Origin of the sequence: Victivallis vadensis (assembly GCF_003096415.1) — a bacterium.
Taxonomy (GTDB): Bacteria; Verrucomicrobiota; Lentisphaeria; order Victivallales; family Victivallaceae; genus Victivallis; species Victivallis vadensis.
In genome coordinates this window covers 67,096-84,659 of sequence record NZ_QEKH01000025.1, presented here as the reverse complement: position 1 = coordinate 84,659, position 17,564 = coordinate 67,096, and the positions used below count along the sequence as shown (strand labels likewise).

The window sequence follows — 17,564 nt, the reverse complement described above, 5'->3', positions numbered from 1 at the left end:
GCCTCCTTGTGGTTTAGGCAACCGTAATATACTATTACGGACAAGTTGGCTCCACTTTTTTCACCCCTTCAAAAGTTTGTTAGGACAGGTGTGGGTCATGCCGATAAATTCAAACGGCAGTTTCCGGCAGTAGGCGGCCGATACCGGGAAATGGTCGTAACCCCAGCCTCCGGTGGGCAGGCTTTCCAGTTCGAGGTGGCTGAAATAAGGCAGGATTTCGCGGTCGCCGCGCGGTATATGGCCGGAGTTGTGGAAAACCGGCATATCCGGGTTGAATTTCCGGCACGCCGCGGTGATGACCCGATAGTAGTTCAACAGGGTGCGCCGCGCGAAACGGATGCGGTCCGCTTCCGACTCGGGGTCGAATCCCTCCCGCAGCATGTCGGTGACGCATCCGGGGCAGCAGCACTGTCCCTGGCAGATGATGTCGAGGAAAATTCCGTCCGCGTCGGGAAACAGTTCCACGGTCTCTTCGCAGAGGGCGCGCAGGACCTCAAGGTAGCCCGAATTCAAACAGAGCTTCGAGAAGCCGGCGCTCAACGGCGTCGGGGCCCAGCCCATATAGCGGCCGTCCGGCGTGATTTCGCGCCATTCGGGATGTTCCATTGCGAGACGCTGATTGTTTCCGGCAGTCAGGTAGACCGGTACCCGGATTCCGCAGGCGTGCGCCGCGTCGATCTGGGCGCGCAGCAGGTTGAAGCCGAGGTGCGGATGCATTGCACCGACCCGGGTGGGGTGGTAGCTCCAGCCGTGGTGGCAGCAGGAGAAGCAGGTGACGGAGTTCACATGCGCCTCCCGGAGCGTCTGCGCCCATTCGTCGGGGCGGAAAGCGGAGCCGATCCCCGGAATCGCTTCCGAAGTATGGAAATCAAGGTGAACCTGGCGGAAAGGAAGATGGGATGAGATGTTCATATTCTGTATTCAGGGTTATTTCAGTTCCACCAGCCCGAATCGGGCCGGGTCTTTGCTTATGCCGATGCCGTCGGCCCAGTGCAGGTAGCCGCGGCGTCCACTGCCGTCGTTGTCGTTGACCAGAAAGGCGAGGCCGAGACGGTCACCCCGGGCGAAACCGGTCATGCCGAGAAACTCCGCCGGGAAGGTCAGCTTATAGACGGTTTTGCCTTCTTGCACCGTAATTTCGGGAACGGGCGGCTTCAGGGCTTCCGTTTCCGGAATGGCGAACCGGCGCAGATAGAGTTCCGCCCCTTTCGCGGTGCGTGCGGCATCCGCCTCCAGCCATGAACCGGGATCGGAACCCGCTGCGCGGGACTGGACGGCGACCTGGATGCTGTCGCAGGTCCAGGCGTCCTCGACCGGCTGGTCGCAGAAGAACGACCGGTCCGTCACAACCGCGGTCAGGTAGAGGTTGCGCGCATCATAGCGCACCATGAATTCCGCGGCGAACTCAGGACAGCGGGGACCGGCGTTATTCAAAGGGCGGTACCCGTTGACCGGCGTCATTCCGCCGGAAGCTCCGACCGGCAGGGCGGCAACGGAAAATTCCGGCTCGGGCAGCGGGGGCGGCGTCGCGGCAAAACGTGGAAAATCGCGCTTTTCCACTTCCGCGACGGTGACCCGGGAGAGGTCGCCTTCAATCAGGACCGGCATATCCCGGACCGTGATGCTCAGGCGGTTCCCCCACTCCGGCTGTCCTTTCCGCAGCCAGTCGCGGTAACCCCAGTTGCGGGGCAACGGAGCGCGCCCGGCATGGCGCACCGAGACGGGAGGGAGAGTTTCCGACGCGTTTTCCAACACGATTTTGAAATCATCTTCGGGGTAGGTATGAAAGGCCGCCAGCACGTCCTTTCCGTCCAGTTCATACTGCAGGAGCCAGAGCTTGCGGTCGGCAACGGGGAGGCGCCGCACGAATTTGCCGCGCCGGATCAGCCGGGAAAGATCGGCGACGACATAAGCGGATTCCTTCAGCGTGGTGTCGGGCCGGATCAGGCCGTAATTGGATTCCGTGAATTCCGGCTTGATGTTGTCGTCCTGAAAGTCATACCACCAGAATCCCCTGAGGAAGTCGAACATCCTGCAGACCAGCAGAATCTGGGCCAGCTGGGCGGCCTGCTGATGTTCCGTGCGCCCGACCCGTGGCGCAGTACTGGTCGGAATGCCCATTTCCGTGATGAATACCGGAAAATCCCGGCCGCCGTTCGCCGCACGGATCATCGTGCGGATCTTTTCCAGGCGCGCGGCGAAAGCGTCCACGGTGTCGCGCCCGGGGCCGTCCGCGAAGTTGTAGGTGTGCATGGCGAGGTAATCCACATATTCGAGCACGCCGTTTTTCAGATAGTAGTCCAGGCAGCGGTCACCGGATGAGATGGAGTTGGCGACGATCCGGGCCTGCGGCGCGGCGGCGCGGATGCGGGGCGCGACCTGTTTCAGGAATTTCACATACGCCTCGCTGGTGCCGGTATCCTTGAATTGAGCGGGCATTGAGGTCGAACCCTCCCATTCGTTCCAGACCTGAAAGAATTCCGCCCGGTCTCCGAAGTGACGCGCCGTGTGTTTGGCGAACCGGCAGAACGCCTCGGCGGTTTCCGGCCTGACCGGGTAGTTGCCGTTGTCGTAGTGCCGGTTGCCGTAAGCCAGAATGAAGATCATGGCGAGTCCGCGCCGCGCGGCCTGCGTGTAGGCTTTTTCCACAAAATTGCCGTAGATGTACTCGCCCTTGTTCCACTCGACGGCGTTCCAGAGGCGTTCATCGCGCCCCGCATTCAGGCCGATGCGGGATGCGATGTCGAGGTTGGCTTCGATGTCTCCGGTGTGGCTGCCGAAGTGGAACCCGGCTCCGAGCAGAAATTCCTCCGGCTCCTTCCCGGCAAGCGGAACGCAGAGCGCCGCCGCCGCAAGCAAAGTGATGATTGTTCTTTTCATGATACTTGTCAGGGTTGTTTGTTGATCGGCAGTTCACGCGGAAACGGCACCGTCTCGATCCGGACCAGGCGGACCCGGGAAAGATCGCCCCGGAGCAGCAGCGGCATGTCGCGCAATGTGAAAGCAAGTTCATCCGCCTGCCGGGGCTTTTGCCGCAGCCAGTCGCGGCGGCCCCACTCCATCGTAACCGCCGGACGGCCCGCGTGGCGGACGGAGACCGGGGCGCGCGTTTCCGCTTCATTCCGCAGCACGATCTGCGTATTCCGGTCCGGGTGGTAGTTCCACATCGCATACACGTCGTCGCCGTTCAGCCGGTAGTGCAGAATCCACACTTTCTGGTCGCCGGTCTCGATCCGCCTGACGAATTCCCCGTCGCGGACCAGTTCCGACAGGTCGGCGAATACGTAATAGGCCGGTTTGGGAGTCGCATCGGCGCGGATCAGCCCGAAATTCGCTTCGGCTTCTCCGGGGCGGACGTTGTCGTCTTGAAAGTCGTACCAGAGCAGCCCTTTCACGAACGGCAGCGTGCGGACCGAACAGAGCAGCTGCGCGGCGTAAACCGCCTGCGTCTCCTCGGTGAACCCGTTCGCCGCGATCGCCGCGGGCCAGCCGATTTCCGTGATGTATACCGGGAACGGCTTGCCGCGGTTGTATTTGCGGATCGTCCGGTCCATCCGCTGCATCAGGCCGTACCAGGATTCGACCGTGTCCTTGCCGCGTCCGCGCCAGCTCACGTAGGGGTGCAGCGAAAGCACGTCGACATGCTTCAGCACTCCGGCTTTCAGCAGGTTTTCCAGCTTGTAGTCCATTGTGGCGCTGGTGGACATGATCTTCACGGAGGGATCGGCGGCCCGGATGCGCGGAACGACGGCGGCCAGCAGCTTCACATAGTCGCGGTGGCTTTCCAGCGTATCGGTGCCGGGGTGGGCGTCCCATTCATTCCAGACCTGTTGAAAAGCGGCCTTGCCTTTGGTCTCTCCGGCCACGAATTCGGCGTAGCGGCAGAAGCCCTCGATCGCCTCCGGCGTTTTCGGAATACGTTCCCCGCCGCAGTACGCCGGGTGCGCATAGCAGAGAATATTGATGTAGCAGCCGCCCCGGCCGTGCAGCCGGGAAATCATCCGTTCGATGTGGCCGTTTCTGAAATAACGCAATTCTCCTTTTTCCCATTCCACGAACCGCCAGCTGCGCTCATCCCGCCCGGCATTCAGCCCGGCCTGTTCGAAAAGGTTCAGGTTGGCTTCCACGTCGCCGGAGGCGCTGCTGCCGAAGTGGAAGCACGCTCCGAGCCGGAAAGGTTCCGCGCCCCACCCCGCGATTCCCGGCAGCAGCAACGCGGCCGCGGCAAGTTTTGAAATGATGTGTTTCATTTGTACCACTGGAAGTTGGAGTTGACGGTTGCCGCATCCATCGGCAGCGGCAGGCTGCCGAGCTCCTCCGCGCCCAACGCGCTCACATGGCCGTCGGCAAAGGCCGTATTGGCCCGGTTCGAGTGCAGCCGGTAGACCGCCGGATTATTCGCCCAGCCCACTTTCTGATTGGTGACGAAGTTGTAACCCGTGCCCTGACTGGTACCGGTCGCCATGGCGGAGTCATAGATCAGCCCGATGCGCGACGGCACTTTCATCCGCCCCGTCAGGAAATACTCGTACTTATTCCCGGCGCCGCCCCAGTTGCCGTGGATGAAAGCGCCGGTTTTGTCCTTGTTGGCATTGTAAGCGGCCAGATCGCCGTCGCCGGTGATGTGCAGCATCCCGTAAAATCCGGTGCTGGAATTGTACGCCCCCACTTTCCGGGGATTGCCGGGGCAGACAATCGTTTTGTACGGAATTTCATAAAATGCTCCCGGCTGGAATCCCCAATTGTTCCGCACCAGAAACAGGCTCCATGACGCATTGTCGTGGTTGTTCCAGTAGGGGATCGCCCCCCGGAAGTCATCGGCATAAAAACTCAGCGCCTGTATCACCGATTTCTGGTTGCTCTGGCAGCTTGCCGCATACCCTTTCTGACGCGCCTGATTCAATGCCGGAAGCAGCATGGAAGCCAAGATTGCGATGATCGCTATCACAACGAGCAGCTCAATCAGCGTAAATCTTGCGATAGTCGGCCTTAAGCGGCGGTATGCGGGGGGCGTATCCGCCTCGTGCCGCGCCCCCTGCGTCCGGCAAGGTGCCGGTGCCGGGTGCGGGGCGGTCGACAGGCGGTGGCGTGAGAGCTTGCAGGGAATATGTGAAAAGTTGGGGATGCTTGGTACGGGGAGAGACGCGGCGCAAGTCGCCGCTTTCTCTCCCCCGAACCCCTCTCTTTTACGCAGAGCGGCATATGAGGACTGATTGCATACTCTTCTGAAGCGGGAGGAAAGCGCCGGCGGGATAAGCGCAAGACGGGAAGATGATGGTTTCATGAGCGTCAGCTTTTCATTCATGGCAAGACTCCTGTTTATTAAAAGGTTGATGTATGGTGCTGCTGGATGCCCGGACGATCAGGCGCGGTTGAAATCTCACCTGCGAAAGTTCCGTTTCCGGGTGCGCGGTCCGGAAAGCGATTTCGCTCAGTGTGTAACGAACCATCCCGTCGAGATCGGTTTCGATTGTCGAGAGCGCGGGAGTGAAATTTTTCCCTTCCGCAAGATTGCTGTAGCCGATGACCGCGCAGTCCTCCGGCACCCGCACTCCGGCCTCCCGGAGAGCCGATATGCCTCCCATGGCCGCCATATCGGTCACCGCGAAGATGCCGGTCGGACGCAAGCCGCGCGCAAGGGCATTCTGCATGGCGGCATAGGCGCTGCTGTAATGGACGTCGCTGTCGATCAGGTGGAATTTCTCTCCGGCATTTTCCAGCGCCAGGCGGCAGCCGAGAGCGCGCCGACGGCCATTGGCGAACCGGGTGTTGCCGAGGAAAACGATCCGCCGCCGTCCCTGATTGAGCAGGTGTGTGACGGCGAGCCGGGCTCCTTCAATTTCATCGCTGCACACGGAGTTGACCGGCAGGCCGCTGACGCCGGAGTCGAAAAAGAAGAATTCCATTCCCGGAAAGTGTCTGCGGCATCTGTCGTACTCCTCACTGCTGATTTCGTGCGTGATGATGACATTGCGGAAGCCGCGGCGTTTCTGGGCGATGCTGATTCGGCGGCTGACCGGCACATCGTCCGGATTCGTGATGATGAAAGGTTCGCTGCTGCCGTATTTTTCGACGAGTTCGGCGATCCGGGCATAGTAGGAGAGCTGAAGCGTCGGCAGCAGCAGGGCGATCGCGCCGGAAGTTTCCGTCCGGTTCAGGACGAATGTTCCCAGCCCCTGGCGTTTCCTGAGCCGTCCTTCTTCAACCAGTGTGCGTATTCCGCGCCTGACCGTGCCGATGCTGACCGAGTAGCGCCGGGCCAGTTCCCGTTCCGGCAACAGCATTTCTCCGGGGGAAAGATGCCGCGAATCGATCGCCGACCGGAGATCGGCGGCAATCTTCGAGTAACTCAATTCACAGAGATGTTCCTTTTTCAATGGTGATGCTCCAGACCTGAAATATGCCTTTATATCACTGCCGTCCCATAAGTTTTTGTCATTTTTCAAGCCTCGATGGGATGGCTGTGTTATATATTATACCGGAGAAAACCTCAGGACACAAAACAATATTTGAAGAAATATCGCCGCCTGGGGGAGGGTAAGCTGCAAACTCTTGATTATCAATATCAATAGGGATAGTCCGTTTTTGCGGTTATTTATTCCTGTTGACATATTGGCTTATATTATTATGTATATCACATGGGAATCAGTCATTGAATAAGTATGGCGATGATGCAGGGCGTCTCCCATTGAAACAGAAAAAGCCCCCCGGAAACGAGCGACATCCGGGGGGCGACCGACTGATTCAGGCTGCGGGAACTACTTGCGCTCACCGCGGGGCGGGCGGTTCTTCATGCGTTCCGCATATTTGGCCGGGTCGGCCATCTGTTCGACGGCGCGGTTCAGGAACTTCACGCTGCGTTCCAGTGACGCGGTATCCTTGCCCTCGGCTTTGAGTCTGGCGATTTCCGCCTGAATGCGGGTCACGGCATCCTGATGGACTTTCTTCATCGCTTCGACCGCTTTGGTCTCCGCGTCGGATTTGGCTTCCGCCTTGGCCAGCGCTTCGCGGGCGGTCTTGAGCCGGGTCATTTCCGCTTCGGTGAAGAACTGCGGCATATTGCCGCGGCGGTCGCGCCTTTCCGGAGCTTTGCCCTCTCCGGGGCCGCGTCTGCGTTGAGGGGCGGTCATGTGCTTCAGCTGGCGGTTGACGATCTCGTCCTTTTTCCCGGCCTGGGCCTTGGCACGGGCCAGCGCTTTTTCGGCGCGGTCGATCTCGAACGCCTGCCGGGCTTCGACCATCGCGGTCAATTTGGTTTTCAGGGCGGCAAGCGTTTCGTCGCCGGGATTGGCGCGATAGGCTTCGAGCGCATCCTGAACCGCCTGGTTGAGTTCACGGAATCTGGCCTGTTCTTCCTCATTCATCGCGGCCGGCATCACGCGGCCGTCGCCCATGCGGGGACGCATCCGGCGGCCGCCGGGGCTTTGCATGTCGCCGCCGGGACCGGGCTGCCGCATCTCGTGCGGCGGAGGCGGCGGAGCGTCATCTTCGGCAGCCGCCATCGCCGGAATCATTCCGAGCGACAGCGCCAATGCGGTCAGGGGGAGGCGGAATTTGTTGTTCATAATCCTTTTCCTTCTGTTGTTCCGGCACTTACCGGATTTATTCTCGCGGAATCTGTTCAATTAACGCGCCGCTGTTTTCACATATTGTCCCGATTTGAAAAAATTGTGATTGCCGGAATGACCGGAGTTGGGCCGGTTGACATTTCGGGAATTCGGCGGTATTTTCCGGTATTGCCGATTGAAGTTCATCAGAAAAGGAGTGTTCATGAAAAAAGGTCTGTTTCTGGCCGGATGCATATTCGCCGGGGTTTCTCTTCCGGCGGCCACGCTGACCGTGGACCGCAACGGCGGTTCCGGCATGTATCGGACGATCGGGGAAGCGGCGGCGAAGGCGGTTCCCGGCGATGTGATTCAGGTCCGTCCCGGTGTTTACCGCGAGCATGTCGCGCCGGAGCGCGGCGGCGAACCGGGCAGGCCGATCACCTACCGCGCGGCGGAACGCGGCACGGTTTTCCTCCGCGGCAGCGAGGAGTGGAAGCCGGTGCTGACGCCGGTGCCGGGAGAAAAGAACCTGTTCACGACGCCGGTGCCGGAGGATGCGTTCTTCGGCGATTTCCCGAATCCCTTCAGGCGCAAGCTCAATGCGGGCGGCAGGGACAAAAAGGAACCGGCGCGGCCCGCTTCCGGTGCGCTGCTTCCCTATTCGCTCGGGCAGATTTTCTGTGACGGCGGGGAACTGCGCCAGTCGCAGACGCCGGAGGAGGTGCGCCGGGTGCCGGGCAGCTGGATCATCACGCCGGACGGGGGCAATCTGCTGCTCCATCTGCCGCCGGAATATGACCCGGAACGCTCTTTGCTCGAAATCACGGTCCGCGACCGGGTGTTCGCTCCGGCGCGGCGCGGACTCGGTTATATTCACATCGAAGGCTTCGTCTTTGAACACTGCGCCAATCAGGCGCCGTTTCCACAGCTCGGGATGGTCTCGACCCGGAGCGGCCATGACTGGGTGATCCGCGACAACGTGATCCGCCATGCCAGGACGGTCGGCCTCGATGTCGGCAGCGAATACTGGCGTACCGACCTGATTCCCAAAACTACGCCGGAAGACCGGAAGCAGCTCCGCAAAGGCGGCCGCCACCTGGTCACCGGCAATCTGGTCGTCGACAACGGCCTCTGCGGCATCGCCGGCTGGAGCTGCCGGGGAGTGAAGATCATCGGCAACACCGTGGAACGCAACAACAATCTCTCGCTGACCACCAGCGAGTGCGACTGGGAGGAGTGGGCCGGAATCAAGCTGCATGAGGCGGACGCGGCGCTGGTCGAGGGGAATCTGGTCCGCTTCAACGGCGCGCACGGCATCTGGTTCGACAACGGCTACGACAAGGCGCGGATCACCCGCAACGTGGTGTTCGGCAACATCGGCTCCGGGATCTTCATCGAGCTGGGCGCGGGCTGCGTGATGATCGACAACAACATCGTTGCGAACACCACGCCGTTCACCGGGTACTATCCGGGACGCGGCATCTATGTGCATGACGCCTCCGGGGTGAAAATCTGCCACAACCTGGTCTTCGACAACGCGGCGGAGGCGGTTTTCATGCACAACGTGACCGATCGCAAAACACGCGGCAAGACCGTCGAAACCTCCGACGAGCTGGTGGTCAACAACATTTTCTGCAACAACGGCGGCGGAGTGAGCCTGCCGGTGCCGGGCGACCGTTCGGAAAACTGCGTTTCGGACCGGAACCTTTTCGTCGGCGACGTCGGCTTCCGGTACAGCGGTTCCACGCCGTGGGAGAAGATCTCCGGCGATGCGGCGAAGCTGTTGACTGCGGAGGAGATGAACCGCGTCCGGGTCACGAAGCGTTTTACTCCGGAGGTCTGGCCGAAAGTCTCCGGCCGGGAGAAGAATTCCGTGTTCCTGACGGGGCGGGAGTTCGGCGTCCGGATCAAGCCGTTCGAGCCGTCGCTCTATCTGACAATCGGAAAGCTGCCCGCCTTTGAACCGGTTCCCGGCATCGACCGGGATTTCGTCGGCCTTTCTTACGGAGCTCGCGTATTCCCCGGCCCCTTTCAGGACTTGAAGCCCGGCGCCACTGCCTACCGGTTGCTGTTCCCGGTTCCATCAGATAAATAATATACGCCGTGTGCAAGTTTCTTGGACCGGGATTTCGCCTTCGGCGACCAAGGCGCTTCGCCCTTGGAACCCGACCGGCAAGGTGCCGGCGCCGGGTACTTAGAACCGGGAAAACCGTTCCGGTTTCCCCTCCGGAAGGGGGGAGCCCTGATGGAGACAGGCATGGAGCGTACAGGAGCGGCACACCGCTCCGGTCGGCACAAAGCCTGCTTTTTTGCCCGGAATGACGAGTACGGCGAAGCCGCACGGAGGAATGGAGGGAGGGGCCCCCGAAAAGTACCCGCAGCTTTTGGGCAAAGCCCAAAAGTCCCGAGGCCCGTGGCCGAAGGGAGGCAACTTTTTGGGGAGAGGGCACTCCCTGCGCCTGCTGCCGCCGGAGGTCACGCGCGGAACGGCCAGATGCTGACCATCTGATGTGAAGTTACTCTGATGGAGGCTGAACTCTCCCCCTGCCTTTTCATGCAGGCAAGGTTCAGTAAGGCTCGTACTCAAAGATATGCTTGCCTGTGATATGGCAATTGTATTGTTGCCTGACCTCGCTTTGCGTATATCGGCAGATAAATTCTTATCAGCCTCCATCAGGGTATCTTTCTATTACCCGGTCAGCATCTGGAGGTTCCGCGCGTGACCTCCGGCGGCAGCAGGCGCAGGGAGTGCCTGGAGCCGATAAAAAAATCGGCTCTGCGCCGACCGGAGCGGTGTGCCGCTCCTGTACAACCTTGCCTGTCTCCATCAGAGCTCCCCCATCCGGAGGGAAAACCGTTCCGGTTTTCCCGGATCTGAAGTATTCGGCACCGGCACCTTGCCGGTCGGGTTCCAAGGGCGAAGCGCCTTGGTCGCCGAAGGCGAAATCCCGATCCAAGAAACTTGTATGCGAGGTAGAATACGTCTTTACCATCACTTTGCGTTCAGCTTGCGTTGCCTGCGAAATTCATAGGGATTGACCGGATTGTCCTGCCGCCACAGACCGCGCCGGGCCGCCCGTGCTTGTTTCTCCGCTTCCCGGTATGCCGGAGTGTCGTCAAAATAAGCGTAATGCCACGCCAGCCCGGCTCTGACCATCAGCAGATTGACATCCCGGCCGCCGTGGTAAACCGTCGCGATGATCCGGCCGTACCGGTCGATCTTCCTGAACCGGATCACCACCTCTTTGCCGGATATCAATGCGGAGAGATACGCCGCGGCTTCCGGGCCGAACGGCTGCCGGAGTTCCGGCGCATCGATTTTGTCGAGCCGGATGCGGAACGGCGCACCGTCGAGGGCGTCGAGGACCGTCACGGTATCGCCGTCCGCAACCCGCACGATTTTTCCCCGGATTTCGGCGGAAAGGACAGTAAGAGAGAATACGCAGAGCAAAAGCGGCAGCAATTTTTTCACCGTGCATCCTCCCGTCGCCGGAAGTGCACTGCCGCAAAAAAAAGGCGGTGCACCTCCGTACACCACCGCCGACGCATACCACTGCGCATATCGAAGATGCACGAACAGTGCACCGTTTACCCGGAGGCAAACGGTACACAATTCAAGACTTCGATATTAACAGGACAAAATCAAAACGGCTTCGTGTGGTATTTTCGGCGGTGTTTTGAATTTATACCTGACAGTAATATAAGCCGTTCCCCGGAATATTCAAGCCGGAAACGCAATATCATTCCCCGCCGTCCCAATGGCGGCAAGCCGGACTTTCTGTACACTTTGTTTTCGATTGTGTATCCGTTGGTGCTTTTCTTGCGGCGCCCGGGTTGACGAAGCTGCTCCAATTTGCTATAATATAAGCAGATGGAACAACCGCAACCGGAAAGGAACCTGTATCCGATGAAACCGTTCGCCTGCGCGCTGCTGCTGGCGGGAACCATCTCCGCCGCCGCACTGGAAGCCGATGTGAAATTCTTTGTCTCCCCGAACGGTTCGGACCGGAACAGCGGCAGCGCCGCGCAGCCGTTCCGCACCCTGCACCGGGCGGCGGAAGCGGCGGCGGGGCTTTCCGGCCGCCGGACCGTCGAGGTCGCTCCCGGCGTCTACTACCTCGGGAAAACCCTGAAGCTCGGCATGGAGCATTCCGGCATCCGCTTCGTCAGCACAACGGAGGGCGGCGCGGTGCTGAGCGGCGGCGTGCGGCTGGAAAACCTGAAATTCACACCGTTCCGGGACGGCATCCTGACGGCGGATGCGGGGAAAGGCCGCGAGATCGACCAACTCTTTCTGGACGGCAGGCGGCAGGCGATGGCCCGCTACCCGAACCGCGTGGAAGGGCGGAACGTCTTCGACACGTGGCAGCTGGAGCACGGCGCGAATACGTCCGATTCCGCCACCGACCCGCTGAATCCGGAACGCACCTCCCGCTGGAAGCATCCCGAAACCGGCTATCTGCACGCGATGCACGGCGCACTGTGGGGCGACATGCACTGGCGGATCACCGGCCGCAACCCGGACGGCACTCTCCGGCTCGAAGGCGGCTGGCAGAACAACCGCCCGTCGCCGATGCACAAACGTTACCGGATGGTCGAAAACATCTTTGAAGAGCTGGACGCTCCCGGCGAATGGTTCTACGATCGCGACTCCGGGAAACTCTATGTGTATCCCGAGCCGGGCGTCGATCCGAACCGGGCCGCGGTCGAAACGGTTTCGCTGCGGCGGCTGGTTGATTTCGACGGCGCAAGGCAGACTGTATTCGACGGCTTCACGTTCCGGCACGCCGCGCGCACTTTTATGGAGAACAAGGAGCCGCTGCTGCGCAGCGACTGGACGCTCTGCCGCGAAGCGGCGGTGCTCTTCCGCAACTCGGAGGATTGCGCGCTGCTGAACTGCGAATTTTCCCTGCTCGGCGGCAACGCGGTGCTGGTCAGCAACTTCAACCGCCGTATCGCAATCCGGGGCGGCCTGTTCCGGGAAATCGGCGCGAACGCGGTGGTGTTCGCCGGAAATCCGGCGATGGTGCGTTCGCCGCTCTTCCGGTACGAGGCGCCGTTCTCCTACGAAAAACTCGACCGCGCTCCGGGGCCGCTCGGCGACGACTACCCCGCCGACTGCGTGGTGGAGGATTGCCTGCTGACCCGGACCGGGCGGGACGAAAAACAGACCGCTCCGATCCAGATTTCGATGTCGCGCAACATCACGGTGCGCGCCTGCACGATCCACGACGTGCCGCGCGCCGGAATCAACATCAGCGAAGGCACCTGGGGCGGCCATCTGGTCGAGTGGTGCGACGTTTTCAACACCGTGCTGGAAACAGGCGACCACGGCAGCTTCAACAGCTGGGGACGGGACCGTTTCTGGACTCCATCGCTCGCCGGGATCAACCGCGAACACGAGCGCGATCCCGCCCTGCCTTTCGCGGATGCCGTCGCGGCAAATGTGCTGCGTCACAACCGCTGGAGCTGCGACCACGGCTGGGGAATCGACCTCGACGACGGTTCAAGCAACTACGAGATCACCGGCAACCTGATTCTGAAAGGCGGCCTGAAACTGCGTGAGGGTTACCGCCGGATCGTGCGCAACAACCTGATCGTGAATGATTCGCTGCACGCACACTGCTGGCTGCGCGACTCGGGGGACGTGTTCGCCGGGAATCTGGTGATGGGGGCCTACCGCCCCGCGCTGATGGACCGGGCGTGGGGGCTGCTGGTCGACTACAATATTTTTGCGTCGTCGGAGGCGGACCGCGACCGGTTCCGGGCCAGGGGCTGCGACGCCCATTCCACGGTTCTGGATGCGAAATTCCGGAATCCGGCGGCGGGAGATTACACGGTCGAAAACCTGCCCGCGGGCTCACCGTTCGTGAATTTCCCGATGAACCGCTTCGGGGTGCGCTCCCCGAAGCTGCGGAAACTCGCGAAACAGCCGCAGTTTCCACTTCCCGCCGCATTCTCAGGCACTCCCGTTCCCGCCGCTGCACCGGAGGAACAGGAGTGGCGCGGCACGAAGGTACGCGAAATCACGGAACAGGAGTTTTCCGCTTTCGGCGTGCCGCGCGGCACACGGGGTGTCGAAGTCCGGCAGGGCGCGGGGCCGCTGCTGGCAGGGGACCTGATCACGGCGGTTGACGGCAGGCCGGTCGCAGTTCCCGGCGATCTGCCCGCAGCCGAAACCGCCCGTCAGGCCGAACTGGTACGCAACCAGAAACGGATCACCGTGAAACTCCGGCAGTAATGTCAGTGCGCCAGCTTCAGCCCGATGATGCCGCCGATCACGGCGAGCAGGCTGACAATGCGCAGGACCGAAACCGGTTCACCGAAAAAACACATGCCGGCAGCCACCGTTCCCGCCGCGCCGATCCCGGTCCAGATCGCGTATGCGGTGCCGATCGGCAGCTGTTTCAGCGCCAGCGCCAGCAGCCAGACGCTGAACACCATCCCCACGACCGTCACCACCGACGGCCACAGTTTCGAGAAACCGTGCGACTCCTTGAGCGCCAATGCCCAGACGATTTCAAAAAGCCCGGCGCCGAGCAGATAAAGCCAACTGATCATACCAACTCCCTTTCCTGTAAAATTTCCATAAAAAAAATCAGGCCTGCCGCATCCGCAGGCCTGATGATGCGCTTCCTGACCGGACAACGCTTCCCCGGCGGGAATCCGATGCGCTGCCCGTCTCTTACTATAATCCGCTTTTCCCCATTTTCAAAGCCGTTTTTGAAATTTTTCCCGGAGGCGAAATCCATCTTTTTTCCGGGAAGGGATGGACAAAAACCGTTTTCCGTGATACATTGACAGAGAACCGTTTTAACCATGAATGAGGTGAAATCATGTTATCCGAATCAAGTCTCAAGTTTCTCGAAGAGTTTATGAATGCCTCCAGCCCCTCCGGCTTCGAGGAGGAGGCGGCGGCGGTCTTCCGCAACTACCTCAAACCCTGCTGCGACGAGGTCAGGACCGACGTGCTCGGCAACACCATGGCCGTGCTGAACCCCTCCGCGCCGATGAAGGTGATGCTGGCCGGGCACTATGACGAAATCGGTTTCCAGGTGGTCTACATCTCCGACGAGGGACTGCTCTACATCCGCCCCAACGGCGGCATCGACAAGCTGAACGTCCCCTCCACCGAGGTGGAGATCCTGACCGAAAAAGGCCGCGTCCACGGCGTGATCGGCAAGAAGCCGATCCACCTGCTCAAACCCGCCGAGCGCGACACCCCGCCGGAACTTTCCGACATGTGGATCGACATCGGCGCGGAAAACAAGGCCGAAGCCGAAAAGCTGGTCTCGATCGGCGACCCGGTCGCGGTGAAGTCCAATTTCCGCCGCCTGAACGAAAACCGCTTCATGTCCAAAGGGATGGATGACAAGGTCGGCGCGTTCATCGTCGCCGAAACCATGCGCCGCCTCTCCGAACGCAAGCTGAACGTCGCCGTCTACGGCGTCGGCACCGTGCAGGAGGAGGTCGGGCTGCGCGGCGCGCACACCAGCTGCTTCGGCGTCGATCCGCAGGTCGGCTTCGCAATCGACGTCGGTTTCGCGACCGACCTGCCGGACATCCCGAAGAAACTGCTCGGCGAAGTCAAGCTCGGCGGCGGCCCGGAACTCTCCCGCAGCTGCGACAACAACAACGTGCTCGGCCGTTACATCCGCAAGGTCGCGAAGGAGAAAGGCATCGCCTACCAGGAGACCGCCGCCCACCGCGCCTCCGGCGGCACCGACGCGGCCCAGATGCAGATGACCCGCGCCGGCGTCGCGACCGCTCTGCTCAGCATCCCCAACCGCTACATGCACTCGCCCGTCGAAATCTGCGACCTGCGCGACGTCGAAGGCGCGATCGAACTGCTCGTCGAATCCATCGCCGGATTCAAGGGCGATGAGAGCTTCATTCCCGGAATCGACTGAACCGAGGTGACTGCGTGACCAACGCCGAACTCGCCGCCGCTTTAAAGCGGCGGCAGCAGAACCGCCGCAACCTGAAGCGGTACGTCCACACCGGCAGCTTCAACCGGCTGGCGGGGCGGTCGACCGCCCCCGGAACCATGCGCCCGGAAACCGCCCGCGCGGTCTCCCGGGTCACGTTCTCCATCCTGGCGGCCGCCTTCTTCGGCGTCGGGCTCTACTTCGTCTTCTTCTGAAAACTTCGGGGGATTTCGTGCATGCCGCCGGGAAAACTTTATTTCATTCAGAGCTTATTCAGGGATAAGCTCTGAGATTGACAAATACTCCCCGGCATGCTATTAATAGGAAGAAGAGGAGAAGGAATGGCGGAAAAGACGGCGGCAAAACAATTTGGAAAACACCGGCACTGGTTTCATGCCGGGCTTGCGGTTTTGCTGCTGGTACTGCAACTGTTCTGCTGCGATCCGGGACATGACGCCGAGTCGGCCGCGGAAACCGGGATTCAGGCGGCGGCGGAGTGCGCGGGCGGTCCGCACGGACAGCACGGCAGGCCGGGGTGCCGCCTCTACGGAGCGATCCGCCGGGCAATGGCGGTTTTCGGCTTGAGCTGTGACAGCTGGATTCTTCCGCAGCAGCCGCAACTGCTGTTTGCCGACAAGGCGAAATGCCGTCCCGCCTGCCTGCCGCGCTGCGCGTACCTGCCGGACCGCTCCGGCCTGTTCCTGCTGAATCGGATCATACGCTGTTGAACGATGCCTCTTTTGTCTTCCCGCAGGGGAATTGTGTCTTGATTTTTATGATTGTCCAATCAGGAAAGAGGTCCCGAAATGAAGTTTTATCCGATTGTCTTATCTTTGATGCTGCTGTTCGGCGGGGAGGCGATGCTTGCCGCCGTCGACCACGACCACACTGCTCATGCTGATGAAAATGCGAAGCATGACGGCCACGACCATTCCACCCATGCCGGAGAGAAAGCCCATGCCGACGCCGATTCCCACGAGGGGGAGGAGGAAGGGCTGGTGCACCTGAGCGAAGCCCAGCGCAAGCTGATCCGGATCCGCGTCTCAAAAGCGGTTGCGGGCGAGATCGACTCCACGCTGCGGCTGCCCGGAGAAGTCCGGCTCAATCTGGAGGAGACCGCCAAGGTCATGCCGCGTATTCCGGGTTTCGTGAACCGGATTCCGGTCAAAGAGGGAGAGCGGGTCGAAAAGGGTGCGCTGCTGGCGACGCTGACCAGCCACAAGCTCGGCGAGTATTACTCCAACTACAATTCGGCCAAAGAACAGGAGGAGCTGGCCCGCTCCGAATTCGAGATGGCCGAAAAACTGATCGGCGGCAACGCGACCTCCCGCAAGGAGTATCTGCAGTACAAGCGCGAATATGCCGAGGCGGTGATCGCCCGCCGCCACGCGGAGGAGCTGCTCCGCTCGCTGCTGCAGGGGCCGGGCCACGACGGCCACGCCCACGCAGAGCTCAAGAGCGGCGATCCGGTGATCTGCACCACCTATGAAATCCGTTCGCCGCTGGCCGGAACCGTGATCGCGAAGAACATCACCCTCGGTGAAAACTTCGTCGAGGACAACACCACGCCGGTTTTCACCGTCAGCAACCTTGCGGAGCCGTGGCTGGAACTGCGCGCCGCCGCCGCCGACCTGCCGCGGCTGAAAACCGGGATGGCGGTGGAAATTTCGGACGCGGCGGGCGGACACGAATACCACGGCAAAATCATCTATGTCGCTCCGCTGATCGACGAGACCACCCGGACCGGGCTGGTGCGCGTCGAAGTGGACAACCGCGACGGCGGCCTGCGTCCCGGCCAGTTCGTGACCGGCCTGATCCGGACCGCAGCCGCCGCGAAGAGCGTGGTGGTGCCGCGCGAGGCGGTGCAGCTGATCGCGGGAGAAACCGTGGTGTTCGTGCCGAAAGGGGACGGTTTCGCGGCGCAGCCGGTGGTGACCGGGCAGGGGGCGGGGCAGGAGATCCAGATCGTCTCCGGCCTGAAGCCGGGCGAATCTTTCGTTTCCGGCGGCGCCTTCGAGCTGAAATCGATCCTGCTGACCAGCGGCATGGACGCCCATGCCGGACATGGCCATTAGGAAGGAGGCCCGCG

The 17,564-nt window shown here is 61.2% G+C and carries 15 protein-coding genes; 6 read left to right on the top strand and 9 right to left on the bottom strand.

The genetic code is table 11. The features are described from left to right. Positions 1 to 60: 60 nt before the first annotated feature. The 6 genes from C8D82_RS14620 to C8D82_RS14595 form a co-directional block, all read right to left on the bottom strand. Positions 61 to 912, bottom strand: coding sequence for an alpha-amylase family protein (locus tag C8D82_RS14620; RefSeq protein WP_116885024.1), 852 nt, complete (start codon positions 910 to 912; stop codon positions 61 to 63). A gap of 15 nt (positions 913 to 927) precedes the next feature. Further along, positions 928 to 2,880, bottom strand: coding sequence for a sugar-binding protein (locus C8D82_RS14615; protein ID WP_116885023.1), 1,953 nt, complete (start codon positions 2,878 to 2,880; stop codon positions 928 to 930). A gap of 8 nt (positions 2,881 to 2,888) precedes the next feature. Then, positions 2,889 to 4,250: a GH39 family glycosyl hydrolase gene (locus C8D82_RS14610; RefSeq protein ID WP_116885022.1), complete on the bottom strand. Its 1,362-nt coding sequence runs from the start codon at positions 4,248 to 4,250 to the stop codon at positions 2,889 to 2,891. Continuing rightward, positions 4,247 to 5,305, bottom strand: a complete 1,059-nt coding sequence (locus C8D82_RS14605; RefSeq protein WP_116885021.1) for a prepilin-type N-terminal cleavage/methylation domain-containing protein — start codon at positions 5,303 to 5,305, stop codon at positions 4,247 to 4,249. Before C8D82_RS14605 ends, C8D82_RS14610 begins: the two co-directional genes overlap by 4 nt. Next, positions 5,298 to 6,377 (bottom strand): GntR family transcriptional regulator, encoded by a 1,080-nt coding sequence (locus C8D82_RS14600; protein WP_133245227.1) that lies wholly within the window; start codon positions 6,375 to 6,377, stop codon positions 5,298 to 5,300. Before C8D82_RS14600 ends, C8D82_RS14605 begins: the two co-directional genes overlap by 8 nt. Positions 6,378 to 6,758: 381 nt before the next feature. After that, positions 6,759 to 7,565 carry a hypothetical protein gene (locus tag C8D82_RS14595; protein ID WP_116885019.1) on the bottom strand — a complete coding sequence of 269 codons (807 nt, stop codon included), beginning with the start codon at positions 7,563 to 7,565 and terminating at the stop codon, positions 6,759 to 6,761. Positions 7,566 to 7,770: 205 nt separating this feature from the next. Here C8D82_RS14595 and C8D82_RS14590 point away from each other — a divergent pair, with 205 nt between their 5' ends. Next, on the top strand, positions 7,771 to 9,642 hold the full coding sequence (locus C8D82_RS14590; protein ID WP_116885018.1) for a right-handed parallel beta-helix repeat-containing protein: 1,872 nt from the start codon (positions 7,771 to 7,773) through the stop codon (positions 9,640 to 9,642). An 897-nt stretch (positions 9,643 to 10,539) separates the two neighbouring features. On the opposite strand, the gene C8D82_RS14585 is transcribed toward C8D82_RS14590, so the two are convergent. Continuing rightward, positions 10,540 to 11,019, bottom strand: a complete 480-nt coding sequence (locus C8D82_RS14585) for a thermonuclease family protein (RefSeq protein ID WP_116885017.1) — start codon at positions 11,017 to 11,019, stop codon at positions 10,540 to 10,542. A gap of 435 nt (positions 11,020 to 11,454) precedes the next feature. On the opposite strand from C8D82_RS14585, the gene C8D82_RS14580 reads away from it, so the two are divergent. After that, entirely contained in the window at positions 11,455 to 13,788 is a 2,334-nt protein-coding gene (locus C8D82_RS14580) for a peptide-binding protein (protein ID WP_116885016.1), read from the top strand. 2 nt (positions 13,789 to 13,790) lie between these two features. On the opposite strand, the gene C8D82_RS14575 is transcribed toward C8D82_RS14580, so the two are convergent. Both C8D82_RS14575 and C8D82_RS21290 read right to left on the bottom strand, forming a co-directional pair. Continuing rightward, positions 13,791 to 14,105 (bottom strand): DMT family transporter, encoded by a 315-nt coding sequence (locus C8D82_RS14575; RefSeq protein ID WP_116885028.1) that lies wholly within the window; start codon positions 14,103 to 14,105, stop codon positions 13,791 to 13,793. Continuing rightward, positions 14,105 to 14,299: a hypothetical protein gene (locus C8D82_RS21290; RefSeq protein ID WP_116885015.1), complete on the bottom strand. Its 195-nt coding sequence runs from the start codon at positions 14,297 to 14,299 to the stop codon at positions 14,105 to 14,107. Before C8D82_RS21290 ends, C8D82_RS14575 begins: the two co-directional genes overlap by 1 nt. A gap of 84 nt (positions 14,300 to 14,383) precedes the next feature. Between C8D82_RS21290 and C8D82_RS14565 the strand changes: the two genes are divergently transcribed. The 4 genes from C8D82_RS14565 to C8D82_RS14550 all read left to right on the top strand — a co-directional run bounded on the left by C8D82_RS14565 (position 14,384) and on the right by C8D82_RS14550 (position 17,550). Further along, a complete protein-coding gene (locus C8D82_RS14565) occupies positions 14,384 to 15,457 on the top strand; it encodes a M42 family metallopeptidase (RefSeq protein ID WP_116885014.1) in 1,074 nt (357 codons plus the stop codon). Between the two features lie 14 nt (positions 15,458 to 15,471). After that, positions 15,472 to 15,690 carry a hypothetical protein gene (locus C8D82_RS14560; protein ID WP_116885013.1) on the top strand — a complete coding sequence of 73 codons (219 nt, stop codon included), beginning with the start codon at positions 15,472 to 15,474 and terminating at the stop codon, positions 15,688 to 15,690. 126 nt (positions 15,691 to 15,816) lie between these two features. Further along, positions 15,817 to 16,203 (top strand): hypothetical protein, encoded by a 387-nt coding sequence (locus C8D82_RS14555; protein WP_116885012.1) that lies wholly within the window; start codon positions 15,817 to 15,819, stop codon positions 16,201 to 16,203. Between the two features lie 78 nt (positions 16,204 to 16,281). Further along, the gene (locus C8D82_RS14550; protein ID WP_116885011.1) at positions 16,282 to 17,550 is read left to right on the top strand and encodes an efflux RND transporter periplasmic adaptor subunit; all 1,269 of its coding nucleotides are present in this window, start codon (positions 16,282 to 16,284) and stop codon (positions 17,548 to 17,550) included. The last annotated feature ends 14 nt before the right edge of the window (positions 17,551 to 17,564 follow it).

Bases quoted from the DNA above. Each gene is read 5' to 3' on its own strand.
- C8D82_RS14595 (WP_116885019.1), bottom strand. From the start codon at position 7,565: ATGAACAACAAATTCCGCCTCCCCCTGACCGCATTGGCGCTGTCGCTC.
- C8D82_RS14565 (WP_116885014.1), top strand. From the start codon at position 14,384: ATGTTATCCGAATCAAGTCTCAAGTTTCTCGAAGAGTTTATGAATGCC.
- C8D82_RS14550 (WP_116885011.1), top strand. From the start codon at position 16,282: ATGAAGTTTTATCCGATTGTCTTATCTTTGATGCTGCTGTTCGGCGGG.
- C8D82_RS14555 (WP_116885012.1), top strand. From the start codon at position 15,817: ATGGCGGAAAAGACGGCGGCAAAACAATTTGGAAAACACCGGCACTGG.
- C8D82_RS21290 (WP_116885015.1), bottom strand. From the start codon at position 14,299: ATGGATTTCGCCTCCGGGAAAAATTTCAAAAACGGCTTTGAAAATGGG.
- C8D82_RS14610 (WP_116885022.1), bottom strand. From the start codon at position 4,250: ATGAAACACATCATTTCAAAACTTGCCGCGGCCGCGTTGCTGCTGCCG.
- C8D82_RS14605 (WP_116885021.1), bottom strand. From the start codon at position 5,305: ATGAATGAAAAGCTGACGCTCATGAAACCATCATCTTCCCGTCTTGCG.
- C8D82_RS14580 (WP_116885016.1), top strand. From the start codon at position 11,455: ATGAAACCGTTCGCCTGCGCGCTGCTGCTGGCGGGAACCATCTCCGCC.
- C8D82_RS14615 (WP_116885023.1), bottom strand. From the start codon at position 2,880: ATGAAAAGAACAATCATCACTTTGCTTGCGGCGGCGGCGCTCTGCGTT.
- C8D82_RS14590 (WP_116885018.1), top strand. From the start codon at position 7,771: ATGAAAAAAGGTCTGTTTCTGGCCGGATGCATATTCGCCGGGGTTTCT.
- C8D82_RS14620 (WP_116885024.1), bottom strand. From the start codon at position 912: ATGAACATCTCATCCCATCTTCCTTTCCGCCAGGTTCACCTTGATTTC.